General features: G+C 69.6%; 12 protein-coding genes and 1 pseudogene. 6 read left to right on the forward strand and 7 right to left on the reverse strand.

Annotated elements, in window-relative coordinates:
• The first annotated feature begins 316 nt into the window (after nt 1-316).
• The 4 genes and pseudogenes from VHU88_01560 to VHU88_01575 all read left to right on the forward strand — a co-directional run bounded on the left by VHU88_01560 (nt 317) and on the right by VHU88_01575 (nt 4,321).
• Nucleotides 317-1,294 (forward strand): hypothetical protein, encoded by a 978-nt coding sequence (locus tag VHU88_01560; GenBank protein HEX3610350.1) that lies wholly within the window; start codon nt 317-319, stop codon nt 1,292-1,294.
• A gap of 13 nt (nt 1,295-1,307) precedes the next feature.
• Nucleotides 1,308-2,360 carry an ABC transporter permease gene (locus VHU88_01565; protein HEX3610351.1) on the forward strand — a complete coding sequence of 351 codons (1,053 nt, stop codon included), beginning with the start codon at nt 1,308-1,310 and terminating at the stop codon, nt 2,358-2,360.
• Between the two features lie 58 nt (nt 2,361-2,418).
• A pseudogene (locus VHU88_01570) lies at nt 2,419-3,234 on the forward strand (ATP-binding cassette domain-containing protein).
• Nucleotides 3,235-3,496: 262 nt separating this feature from the next.
• On the forward strand, nt 3,497-4,321 hold the full coding sequence (locus VHU88_01575) for a mycofactocin-coupled SDR family oxidoreductase (GenBank protein ID HEX3610352.1): 825 nt from the start codon (nt 3,497-3,499) through the stop codon (nt 4,319-4,321).
• Nucleotides 4,322-4,689: 368 nt separating this feature from the next.
• Here the strand turns inward: VHU88_01575 and VHU88_01580 are convergent, their stop codons facing one another.
• Nucleotides 4,690-4,950, reverse strand: coding sequence for a hypothetical protein (locus VHU88_01580; protein ID HEX3610353.1), 261 nt, complete (start codon nt 4,948-4,950; stop codon nt 4,690-4,692).
• Nucleotides 4,951-5,306: 356 nt separating this feature from the next.
• Here VHU88_01580 and VHU88_01585 point away from each other — a divergent pair, with 356 nt between their 5' ends.
• Nucleotides 5,307-5,615 (forward strand): hypothetical protein, encoded by a 309-nt coding sequence (locus VHU88_01585; protein HEX3610354.1) that lies wholly within the window; start codon nt 5,307-5,309, stop codon nt 5,613-5,615.
• A gap of 183 nt (nt 5,616-5,798) precedes the next feature.
• Here VHU88_01585 and VHU88_01590 read toward each other — a convergent pair whose 3' ends face one another.
• Genes VHU88_01590 through VHU88_01605 form a run of 4 tightly spaced genes read right to left on the reverse strand, consistent with a single transcriptional unit; the run spans nt 5,799 to nt 9,040 of the window.
• Nucleotides 5,799-6,161 carry a DUF2203 domain-containing protein gene (locus tag VHU88_01590; protein HEX3610355.1) on the reverse strand — a complete coding sequence of 121 codons (363 nt, stop codon included), beginning with the start codon at nt 6,159-6,161 and terminating at the stop codon, nt 5,799-5,801.
• A gap of 24 nt (nt 6,162-6,185) precedes the next feature.
• Nucleotides 6,186-6,626 (reverse strand): hypothetical protein, encoded by a 441-nt coding sequence (locus tag VHU88_01595; GenBank protein ID HEX3610356.1) that lies wholly within the window; start codon nt 6,624-6,626, stop codon nt 6,186-6,188.
• A 28-nt stretch (nt 6,627-6,654) separates the two neighbouring features.
• Nucleotides 6,655-7,215, reverse strand: coding sequence for a hypothetical protein (locus VHU88_01600; protein HEX3610357.1), 561 nt, complete (start codon nt 7,213-7,215; stop codon nt 6,655-6,657).
• Nucleotides 7,216-7,228: 13 nt separating this feature from the next.
• Nucleotides 7,229-9,040: a hypothetical protein gene (locus VHU88_01605; GenBank protein HEX3610358.1), complete on the reverse strand. Its 1,812-nt coding sequence runs from the start codon at nt 9,038-9,040 to the stop codon at nt 7,229-7,231.
• A 185-nt stretch (nt 9,041-9,225) separates the two neighbouring features.
• Between VHU88_01605 and VHU88_01610 the strand changes: the two genes are divergently transcribed.
• Complete coding sequence (locus VHU88_01610) at nt 9,226-10,002, forward strand: helix-turn-helix transcriptional regulator (protein ID HEX3610359.1); 777 nt, start codon at nt 9,226-9,228, stop codon at nt 10,000-10,002.
• A gap of 84 nt (nt 10,003-10,086) precedes the next feature.
• On the opposite strand, the gene VHU88_01615 is transcribed toward VHU88_01610, so the two are convergent.
• Both VHU88_01615 and VHU88_01620 read right to left on the reverse strand, forming a co-directional pair.
• On the reverse strand, nt 10,087-10,614 hold the full coding sequence (locus VHU88_01615) for a hypothetical protein (GenBank protein HEX3610360.1): 528 nt from the start codon (nt 10,612-10,614) through the stop codon (nt 10,087-10,089).
• Nucleotides 10,615-10,701: 87 nt separating this feature from the next.
• A partial coding sequence (locus tag VHU88_01620) for a LuxR C-terminal-related transcriptional regulator (protein HEX3610361.1) occupies nt 10,702-11,823 on the reverse strand: 1,122 nt, incomplete at its 5' end.

Raw genomic sequence — 11,823 nt, forward strand, 5'->3', positions numbered from 1 at the left:
ACTTACGGAAGTACGTGCTCATGGGCGGGCTCCGAGTGCTTGCGTGGTTCGAAGGTGACGACTCAGCTTGGGCAGTTCTCTTGGTCGAGCACATCGGGTGAACAGCCGGGCCGACCTAGCCGAGTGGCCGCCTCCGGCGCGGCGCCGCGGTCCTGGCAGGGGTCGAAGATCGCGCAGGGATAGCCCGTGGCGATAGTGCGATCGGTCGGAGTGGACCATGGCGTGGCAACGGGCCGCGCGGTGCGGTAGCGGGCGAGGTGAAAGTTTCGGCCGCCGTGCGTTCCCAGTTCGGTCGGGCGGGGACATCGTGTGCTCCATGAGGCGTGCGCGGCCCGACCGCCGCAACTGCCGGGCCGTGGCGTGCCTCGCGGCCCTGGCTCTGGCGGGCTGTGGCGCACCCAGCATCACCGCGGCCGGGAACGCGGGCATGCAGATCCCGTACGACGACCCGTTGGCCACCTCGGCCCAGGCGCTGGCAGCGCCGTCGACTACCGTGCCGTCCCCACGACAATCGACGGTCGCCGGGCGAAGCAGCACTCGCGAAGCTGCGTCGGTGGCGCCGACGTCCAGCGGGGCGCGCACGCGGCAACTGGCCGCACAACCAAGTGCGGCGGCGCCGAGCGGCCGGGCGAATCTTGCGTCCGCCCCGACCGGCGCCTCGTCCACGACGTTGGCCCTGCCGGCTCCCGGTGGGTACTCCTACGCGCTGAGCGGGTCCTCGAGCGTCGGGCCGCTGCCGGCCACGATGCGCCTGACCGTCGCCGACGGTGCGGGCCCGGGCGCCCAGTTGTGGACGATGGACGCCCGACGCTCCGACGGGAGCGGTCTGGTCGAGGAGTTCACCCTGGCCCGTGGCCCGGACGGCATCTACCTGCGCACCTATCGGCTCGACGCTTCCACGGGCACCGCCGGAATCGTCCTGGACTTCGCGCCGACGACCCCGGTGTTGTTCGAACCGGACCGGGCGCAGGCCGGTCGGAGTTCGGAATTCGACATGACCTCCTCGGACGGGTGCACCCAGGCCCACAGCACGGTCACGATCGTTGCGGCCGGCGATCGGAGCACCCTGCGGCACCTGCGCATGGACAGCACGCTGCGCACGACCGGACCGGTCTCCTGCATCGCGGTGTCCGGCGAACGGGTCGAGGATCTCTACCACTCGGGGTCCGCCGTGCTGCCCTCGCGGATCGACTCGGAACTGCACGGGACCTTGGCCGGCTTCCCGGCCCAGGCGAAGTCGTCGGCCGTGGCCGCGGGCGGCGCCGCCGAAGTGGCGCTATCGGCGTTCGAGTGAGGATCGGCCCGACATGTGGCTGATCACCCTTCGCGATCTGCAGTGGCGTCTGCGCCGCTTCGGGTTCGGCGCGCTGGGCACAGCCCTGGTGTTCGCGGTCACGTTGCTGCTGTCGGGCCTCAGCGACGCCCTGCACAGTGAGGCCGACCGGGCGGTGGCGGCGGTCGGGGCCGATGCCTGGGTCGTTCGGGCAGGCACCAGTGGCCCGTTCAGTGCGCTGTCGGCGATGCCGGACACAGTGGTGGCGCAGGTGGCGCAGGCGCCGGGGGTGAGCCGGGCCGACCCGTGGATCATGGCCTTCGGCACGACCGCGGGAAAGCGTCAGGCCGACGTGAGTGTGATCGGGTACCGCCCGGGCGGCATGGGTCCACCGGTGCCCAGCAGCGGCCGCCAACCGAGCCGGCCCGGCGAGGCACTGGTCGACACCGCGACCGGGTACCGGATCGGCGATGCGTTCAGCCTGACCGGGGTGCCGCTGGTCGTGGTCGGTCAGGTCCAGCACATGACGTTGCGTGGTGGGGTGGGCAACGTCTACCTGAACCTGCGTGACGCCCAGTCAGTTCTGTTCAAGGGCAACCGGATCGTCACCGCTGTGGTCACCAAGGGGATGCCGCGCGACGCTGCGGCACTTGGCCTGAACGCGGTGCCGGCCAATTTCGCCCGCAACGACATCTTGCGCCTGTTCAGCAAGGGCCTCGACGCGATCGACATCCTGCGCCTGCTGTTGTGGGCGGTCGCGATCGCGGTGGTCGGCACCGTGACTTACCTTTCGGTGCTCGAGCGCCTGCAGGACCTGGCGGTCCTGAAGGCGATCGGGGTCTCCTCGCGCTCGCTGCTGCTCAGCCTGATCGTGCAGGCCGTGGTGCTGTCCGCGGTCGCTGCGGTGGTTGCCGTGGCGATCGGCTTTGCGGTGGCCCCGGCTTTCCCCATGCCGGTCCACCTGTCGGTGACATCCTGCGCCACGATGGTCGGCGCGGCGATCGGGATCGGGCTGCTGTCGAGCCTGGCCGGTTTGCGCCGGGCGGTCGGCGTCGATCCCGCGGCCGCGTTCGGGGCGGGGACCTGACGTGGAGTCACTTTCGATCCGCGATCTGACCGTGGAGTTCTCCAGCGGTGACTACGTCGTGCGTCCGTTGGACGGCTTCGAGGCCGAGGCCCATTCCGGCGAACTGGTCCTGCTGCTCGGCCCCAGTGGTTGCGGCAAGACCACCTTGTTGTCCTGCCTGGCCGGGATCCTCACCCCGAAGTCCGGCAGCATCACGCTGGACGGCGCCGACCTTGCCCGGTTCAACGCGCGGGAGCTGACCCGGTACCGCCGACGCGGGGTCGGCCTGGTCTTCCAGGGGTTCAAGTTGCTGGCCAGCCTGACCGCCCGGGAGAACGTCGAGGCGCCATTGCGCCTGGCCGGCCTCGACCGGGGCACCGCGCGGGCGCGGGCCGAGGAGTTGCTTACGCGGTTCGGGTTGGCCGAGCGCATGGGAAACCGGCCGGGGATGTTGTCCGGTGGCCAGCAGCAGCGGGTCGCGATCGCCCGCGCGTTGGCCCACGACCCGCCGTTGCTGCTGGCCGACGAACCCACCGCGGCCCTGGACTACGTCCAGGTGGAGACGGTGATCCGGACCTTGCGCGACCTGGCTCAGCCCGGCCGGATCGTGGTCGTCTCCACGCACGACCATCGCCTGGTTCCGTTGGCCGATCGGGTGATCAAGATGGGGCCCGAGGCACCGATCACCGGCCCGACGCCGGGCCCGGTACGGCTGAGCGCGGGCAGCGAGTTGTTCGCCCAAGGTGATTCGGGCGAACTGGTGTACGTGGTCGAGTCGGGCGAGATCGACCTGGTGCGGGCGCTGACCGCGGGCGGGGAGAAACTCCTGCACACCTCGGTGCCGGGGGAGTACTTCGGTGAGTTGGCCCCGCTGCTGGGCTTCCCGCGGGCAGCCACTGCGCGCGCCCGCACCGACGCGGTCCTGGTCGGGTACACCGTGCAGCAGTTCCGGGAGAAGGTCGGACCGGAGGGCATCCGCAAGGCCATGGGCTCCCCGGGGTTCCCCGGAACCTTCCGACGTCACGCCCTGAGGGGTTGCGGCCGGCGAGCACCTGGGCGAACGGCGGGGCGAGGCGGGATTGCTGGTCGGCCACGAAAGGTGAATGCTGCCGTACGCACTCACCTCGCGGATTCATTCACGAAGGGCGGGCTCGGAGATGGGACGTCTGGACGGCAAGGTCGCGCTGATCACCGGGGTCGCGCGCGGGCAGGGCCGTTCGCACGCGTTGCGGCTGGCGGCCGACGGTGCGCAGATCGTCGGGTTGGACCTGTGCGCGTCGATCGACACGGTCACCTATCCACTTGCCACGCCGGACGATCTGGCCGAGACCGTGCGCGCCGTCGAGGAACTCGATCAGCGCATCGTGGCCCGCCGGGCCGACGTCCGCGACCGTGCTGCGTTGGCCCAGGTCGTCAAGGAAGGCGTTGCGGAGTTCGGCCGCATCGACATCGTGCTCGCCAACGCCGGGATCATCCCGGGCTTCGACGAGGTGGCCGCCGATCCTCGCTCGTTCGACGACGTCGTGGAGGTCAACCTCACCGGCGTCTACAACACGATCGAGGCGGCGCTCCCGCAACTGCTCGAGCAGGGCCAGGGCGGCAGCATCGTCATCACCAGCTCGGTTGCCGGCTTGCACGGCCGACTCACCGTGCTGGGCAATGCCGGGCTGATCGGCTACACCGCGGCCAAGCACGGGGTCATCGGGCTGATGCGGGCCTACGCCGGACTGCTGGCCGAGCACTCCATCCGCGTCAACTGCGTCAACCCCACCGGGGTAAGCACTCCGATGCTGTTGCATGAGCGATGGGCCGGGTTCGCCGAGGAGAATCCGGAGATCGTGGCCAAGCTGGCGAACGCGATGCCGGTCGAGTTGATCGAGGCGATCGACATCTCCAACGCGATCGCCTGGCTGTGCTCGGACGAGGCCCGGTACATCACCGGGATCGCCTTGCCGGTCGACGCCGGATTCCTCCTGCGCTGAGCGCCGGGGCGGGCCGGTTCAGGTTCGCCAACGCCCGGCATCGCCTACGCGCTCGTCCTCGCGGTGGCCGCCCAGAGAGGGCTGCCGACCCATCAGGTGCGTGGTGGTCCAACCGTCGATCTGACGGTAAGTCAGCTGGACCAAATGGAATTCGGTCCCGAGACCTGACCCTCGTCGTGGTGCGCGACGCCCGGGCCGAGGCGATACGGCTCCGTCCGGGTCGTTTAGCCCGCGCCGGGCGCGGGGGCGCCGGAGCCCAGTCGCGGGTTCGGCGCGGATGTCCGAACCCGGGCGGTGTGGGCCGGTCGGAGGGGACCGGCCCACGCGCGTGGTCCGTCGGGCGGTTGCGGCAGTGCTGTCACCGCGGGTCAGGCGCAGCTGGGGTTGTTCAGGTCGTAGTAGCCGTAGTAGTAGGGGTTGCAGCCGTCGTAGTCGTAGCCACCCCAGTACCCGCCGTGGCCCCAGCGGTGCCCACCGCCGGGCCAGTGCCCGCCGCCGTGCCCGCCGCCGTGCCCGCCACCGTGGGCCGGGGCAACGAAGGCGGCCGGTGCCGTCGCGGCGCCGGCGGCGACCGGGGAGATGAACGTCGCGGCGGCGGCAACCGCCAGAACAGTCAAAGCCTTGCGCATCTCAACCACAACCCTTTCGGGGTCTGTGGGGACCTTGTGTCCCCGACACCGCAAACAATCAGCCCGTTCCACGCCGGAGGTTGTCACCGAGCCGACCCCGCCACTGTCGGCTTCCTGACACCCGTCAGGGCCCGAGGCCCGGTTGCCTGTCTCGGCAAGCGGGTGATTGCCAGGTGTCTCCCCGGCCGCAGTGAGCCGTGGGCGCCGTGCGTGGCACGTCCGCGCCGCGGCTCGTAGTTGTCAGGCACGTGACAGTCGCGGTGTCGTGGGGATGACTGCGCCGGTGCGCCGGCGGCGGGAGGCTTGGTGGTGTCCGGCAGCCGCTGGGGTCGCCGACCGAACACCAGGAGGATGCGATGAACCTGTTCACCCGTACCGCGGCCGTGCTGTTCGCCGGTGTCGGCCTGACCTTGACGATGGCCCCGCTGGCCGGTGCCGCGAGCATCGACGCCGCAGCGACCGTGGCTGCGCCCGCCACTGTGCAGCCGCCGGTCAGCTACGGTGATCCGGCCCCGCAGGGTGAGGGTTACGAGCACTGGCGGCACGAGCACTGGCGGGACGGGTACTGGTCGGACAACCACTGCGACGGGGAGTACTACTACTCCTCCGGTGTGTGGACCAATCACTGTGCCGACCTGCCCGCCGCGATGCGGACCGGCGCCTGAAACCCTGTGCGGTTCGTCGCCGCACATCGGACTGACCACCTCGAGCCGGCCGCCGGGAATCACCGGGCGGCCGGCTCGACCGGTTCCGATGGCCGCTTCGACGTCGCTGCGCAGTACGAACTGCTCTGGGTGGGCGGCCGGGGCGCTTATGACGGTCCGTCACATCGGCACCTGGCCGGTGCGTCACGTGACGAGGCGCCGGCGGCCCGCGAAGCCGAGGTCGCCGCGGTGGTACCAAATCAACTCGCGGTCGCCCTCCAGCCAGCAGTACAGGACCTCCACGCCGTCGAGTTCGCCCGGGAAGTCCAGCAGCAGTGGGGCGAAACCTTTCAGGTGCACGCCGGTCTGCTGCACCTGCGCGAGCAGCTCGTCCAGCCTCGCCTGCACTGCTTTGAACTCCGGCAGTCCACCCAGGTCGCTGGCGACGCCGCCGCTCTGCGCAGCGGCGAGTTCGGCGGCGTCGGCCCGCAGCTCGACGATCCGGTCGAGCACGGGCAGCAACCGGGTGAGTTCCGCACGCGCCTCACCGAGGCTGAACAGGGCCATGCCCCAAGCTTGCCGGCGCGGCGGCTACTCGACGATCAGGGTGCCGTGCATGAACGGGTGGACCTGGCAGACGAATTGGTAGGTGCCGGGTGGGAGCTTGTCGACGCCGTGCACTCGGTGGACCTGCATCCAGTCCACCAGGCCGCTGCTGAAGCGGGTGGTCGCACATTTGGCGCCCGCGCCCTCGGGATACGGGGGTGCGGTGCACCCGGGGATGTACTCGTCGATGCTGTGCGACGGGATTCCCTGGATGAGGTCGTAGTTGGCGAACTTGAACGTCTGCCCGTGGTGGACGTGTACGACGTCCGGGACGAACTGCCAGTCGATGGCGACGACGTTGCCGGGGTGGTCCTGGCCGGTGACCGGGTCTGCGCGGACCGCGTTGGCGTTCGCGGGCAGGCACGCGACCGCGAGGCCCAGGCCGAAAACAGCAGCCAGGGCGCGGTAACGAGAGCTCTTCCTCATTTGCGTACTCCTCTCGGGCAGGCTGCGGCTAGGAAAGGGTCACGGACGGGAAGGTCGCCCGTGCGCCCTCGAGGAATCGGCTGCCCGGCAGCCCGAGGACGAACGGCATGGGCAGGCACCCGGCGTGCAGTTGCAGGCCGATCAGGGTGCGTACTGCCTCGCCGGCGTTGGGTTTCGCGAACAGCGGCACAGCGACGTGGCCACTGTCGTAGTACATGGGCCCGAACGCGGCCTTGTGCCCGAGCACGCGGCCGTTGTCCCCGGTCACCAGCACGTCGATCACCGGGTGCTCGGTCATGACCGCGTCGGTGTAGGCGACCGTGACCGTGCCGGTGCCGGCGCCTGCCGGCTGGGTGTTGGCCAGGGTGGCCCGGGGGCCGTCGCCGGTGCAGTGCACCGTGCCCGGCTGCCGGGTGTTGTGCTGGAAGATCATGATCGTCCCGTCGCCGGGGTCGACCTGGTGGTAGGTCGAGGCGTCGCCGTTGGATGGACCGGCGGTGTACTCGGTGCCTGCGGCCAGCGCGGGAGTCGGGTCGACCGCCACGGCCGCGAGCGCGACCGCAACGAGCGGGATGGCGATTCGCTTCATGGAGGTGCTCCTCTCAGGGCTGGTAGTCCGGTGCGTTGACCATGCGGAAGAACTCGCGCCGCGTGCGCGGGCCGATCATCTGGTTGCTGCGGAACGTCGCCATCTCACGCGGCGAGCCGGCGTTGACGATGTAGGAGGCGCGCATCGACTCGACCTGGTCGAACTTGATCATGCCGCGGTGCGCGTCGGCGTCGATGCCGTACGCCTCGGCCGCGTTGCGCCCGAGGATTCCGTTGCGGATGCTGCGTTCGGGGTGGGACCGGCCGTCGGTCGGCCAGCCCTTCACGTCGGGGTGGGGGTGGTGGTAGCTGCCGCCGGACAGCGCGTTGCGCCGCGGGTCCCACCGGTCGCCGTCCAGGCCGTGGGGCAGGTTGTAGAGCTCCTTGGCCTCGTTGCTGAACTGCAGCGCGCGCATCGTGACGAACTGTGGTTGCGGGTTGCCGTACCAGATGCAGTCGGTGCCGAGCACGATGCGCTGCGGGCCGACGTAGGTGATCAGCTTGCCGAGCAGGTGCACGGCCTGGTCGACGTCGTTCATGACGTTCCACCAGACGCTGCCGAGCTCGGCGTACATGTTCACGGTGTTGCCGTGCTCGAGGCCCGGCTGGACGAACTTCGTTGCGTCCCAGGCGTTCTCGCGCAGGCTCTTGACGAAGGCGTCCACGCTGCGGTTGGACGAGTTGACCTGATCGTCGCCCGGGTAGGGCGCCATGTACTCGCCGTCGTAGCCGCAGTGGTAGGTGTAGAACTTCACGTCCGGGTACTGCCGGCCGACGACGCCCATGTCGCGTGGGGAGAACTTCGCGGAGTCGAACGTGCCGTTGAAGGCCAGGCCCTTGTGAGTGCAGATGACCTTCGGCCGGTTGTACTCGTCGCAGATCTTGCGGATGTGCTCGACGATCGCCAGACCGTTGTCGTCGTCGAACCACCAGCCGTTCATCGGCGGCGAACTGCCCAGCGGCGACGGCGTTCCGCCGGTGCAGTCGCCCCAGCCGCAGTAGAGCTTCCAGCCGTGGATGTCCACGTTCTTGGCCGTCTCCGCCATCCACTGGAAGTCCTCGGCCTGGTGGATCGGGGTGACGTGCGGGGCGATGTAGCCGCGGTTGGGCTGGGCGAACGCGTGGATGAAGCAGCGCTGGGACTGCGACAGGTGGTTGGCGAGGTTCGCGGTCTCGATCGCGTAGGCGACCGGGAGGATGTTCGTCTCGTCGGGCAGGTTGGGCAGCGCGGTGAGCAGGCTGACCGTCGTGGAGGAGTCGAGGAACATCTCCTTGAAGTAGTGGTAGCGCCCGAGGTTCTGCATCGGGTCGAGCTCGCCACCGGGGCCGAAGCCGCGTATGTCGCCCTTGGTGTCGACACCGGGCATCGAGCCCATCGCCGAGGAGGTCCACAGCTTCAGGAACTCCTCGAAGCCGGGGTTCTCCAGGCGCCAGCGTCCGGCGGCGTCGAGGTGGTGGCCCTGGGTGTCGAGGATGAACTCGCCGGGCAGGTTGGCCAGCTGGGCCCCGGGGTTCTCCAGCTCGGGACGGCCACCGGCGCCGGAGGGGATCTCCGCCGCGAACGCGTAGCTGCCCCAACGTCCGGCGGTCACGACGTTGATGGCCCACAGCCCGATCGCGTAGGCGGCCGCGGTCCGGACGAACGAGCGGCGGTCCATGTTGAACAGGCGCCGTTGGCGTTCGATCTCCTGGTCCTGCAGCGCCATGATCGCGAGTTGTTTCTGCGTCGGCGGTTTGGGGACGTACTCGCCGTTCGAGGTCGGCATGACGTCGATCGCGACGTCCTCCGGGATGTCCGGCCAGGATGCTTTCCAATGCAGGTTCACGCGCGGGCCTCCTCCGTCGTGCTCCGGCTGGGGCCCCAACCCTCTAGATTTCGCCGGCGCGGCGACAATGGTCCGAAAGTGGTACACCTCACACGTATTGCGCCCCCGACGTACGGGTCTAGGGTGGTAGCGCGTGTGCCGGAGGGTTGGTAATTGCGTATGCAAGAGAGCCGGTGGGCTAGCAGATGCTGGACGCAAGTGACTACCGGCGCGTACTGGACGTGATCCGTTCATGCGCCGAAGCCGATGAGATCGAGGATTTCCGCGGAGTGGCTCTGCGGTCGATCCGCGATCACCTGGGGTACGAGCGGTTGACCTTCTATCTCGGCATGCACCCGGCCGAGAGCTTGGCGCTGCGCGACCCGGTGTCGCTGGGTCTGTCCCAGCCGGTGGTCGACAGCTACGTCAACGACTATGCCCCGCGCGACCCGTACGGCTCGGAGCACGGGCGGCGACTGTTCTGCCTGGACGGGATGGCCTGCCTGCCCGAGGTCCTGGACTCGCGGCTCACCTCGTCGCACGAGGAGTACCTCGCCGAGTTCCTCGACCCCAGCGGCATCACCGACAAGGTGATGGTGTGGCTGGACACCGGGCTGCCGGTGCACGGTTACCTCGGCGTGCTGGCCTGCGGCGACCAGGAGTTCGACAGGCGGACGCTGGAGTTGTTCGAGGTGCTGCGTCCGCACCTGGCCCACCTGTTGCGGGCCCACCTGCGGCGCAACCCGCAGCCCGACACCGGCACGCTCACCTCGCGGGAGCAGCAGGTGGCGCGGCTGGTCGCAGACGGCTGGTCCAACCGCGCGATCGCGCGCCATCTCGACATCGGCGAGGGCACGGTCAAGAAGCACATCACCCGGGTGCTGACCAAGTCCGACGTGCGCTCGCGGACCGAGCTCGCGGTGCTCTGGCGCAGCGGTGAACACGTGGTCGAGCTTCGTCCGGCGGCGTCGCAGGGTTCCTGATCCGCCGCCTGCCGTGCCTTGGGTCGGCCTGCCGTCGGCGTGGGCTGGTTGCCTCGGTCCGGTCGGCGTCGACGACCCGGGACCTCATCGGGCAGCGGCGGGGAGGCTCAGCCGGCCAGCTTGATCTTCACATAGCCGTCGGTCTGATTCTTGACGTCGGTGGGGATTCGCATCGTGCCCTCGCCGCGTGCGTCGCGGTACTTGCCGGTGCCGCCGAGGATGCTGAACGAATGACTTGCCGCTGAACAGGAAGTCGTTGGCGCCGAAGATCTCGGTGTGCAACTGCCCGTCGGGAACGATGTAGTCGACACTGCAGGAGGAGTCCGACGGCGCTCCGCCCGCGGCGTCGAGTTGGACGCAGGCACCGCCGAAACGGCCGATCGTTTTCCCGCCCTTCTTCTCGTGTATCAGGCCGTGGTAGGCGAACAGGTCGCCCTGGCTGGTGCCGGTCGGTGGGGAGTCGACCGTGGCCTGTTTGGTGTCCTGGATGAAGAACTCGAGGTTGCGCCCGTCGGCGGCGGCGACGGCTCCTCCGGTCTGCGCGAGCGACCAGGTTGCGACGGCGGTCAGTACGACGGCAGTGCCGACGGCGACAGGCGGGGTGGTGCGCATGGGGATTCTCCTCGAGTCGTTGGGGCTCAGGCCGACGGGTGTCCCGTGGCCGGACATGGGATCGGTTCATCGGTGCCTGACGGTGCGTCAGCTCCGGCGTGCCACCAGCGTGGCCAGTTCGGTGCGGTTGGACACGCCGAGCTTGGCCAACGAGTTCGAGAGGTGGCTCTTGACCGTCTCCCGGGAGACGAACATCTTGGCCGCTATCGCAGGGTTCGTCAGTCCTTCGGCGACCAGGGCGACGACTTCGGCCTCGGTCGGGGTCAGACTGTGCCAACCCGTGGTCGGGCGCTTGCGCGGTCCTCGGCCGCGGGAGGCGTAGGTGGTGGCCTCGCCCAGGCTCATCGCCCTGCCTTCGGACTCGGCGGCGGTCAGTTCCTCGGCCGACAGGGCACGGCGTGCCGGTTCGAGGTCGGCGGCGCGGCGGGCCACTTCGGCGGGTGGGACCGGGAAGGTCAACTCGGCCCGCGCGGTCGAGGCTGCGGCGAACAGTCTGACCGCCTCGGCCGGGCTGGCCTGTTGGGCCGCCAATGCGGCCAGCAGTTCGATCGCCTCGACCTGCTGCAGCGCCAGCCCGGCCGCGGTCAACGTGGCCAGAGCCCGATGGGCGGTGTCCTCGGCGGTGACCAAATCGCCCTGCGCACGATCGACCCGCGCCAGCGCGAGTTCGACCGGGCCGCGGCCGAACTCGGCGTAGGTGTGCGCCTCGACCTCGGCCAGGGCTTCCTCGCAGGCGATGCGGGCAGCGGCCGGATCGCCCTCCACGACGAGGTTCTCCGCGGCCAGCGCCTTCTCCCAGGCCGCGCCCCACCCGAAGGTGACGGCTCGCATGAACGTCTCGGCCTCGGCGACGGGTTGCCGCCAGTCGCCGGAGCCGTAACCCTTGGTCTCCAGCAGCGCCAGGGCCCATTCGCCCCAGGCCAACGCGAACCAGTGGTGGTCGCGACGTGCCTCCTCGAGCGTGGTCCGCAGCCACGCAACCGCATCCGGATCCCAGCCGGTCAACCCGTCGGCAAGTGCCTGGCCGCCGATGCCGAAATTGCGCAACTCGTCATCGCATTCGACCAGCAGTCGGCGTCCCGTGCTCGACAGTTGGCGGGCCGGACCGAACCGACCGAAGGTGGCCTGCATGTGGCCGAACATCACCGAGCTGCGCCCGATGCCGAAGGGGGCGCCGGTCAGGTCCGCCTCGGTGGCGGCCTCGGCGAA

It is taken from the genome of Sporichthyaceae bacterium, from assembly GCA_036269075.1.
GTDB lineage: Bacteria > Actinomycetota > Actinomycetes > Sporichthyales > Sporichthyaceae > DASQPJ01.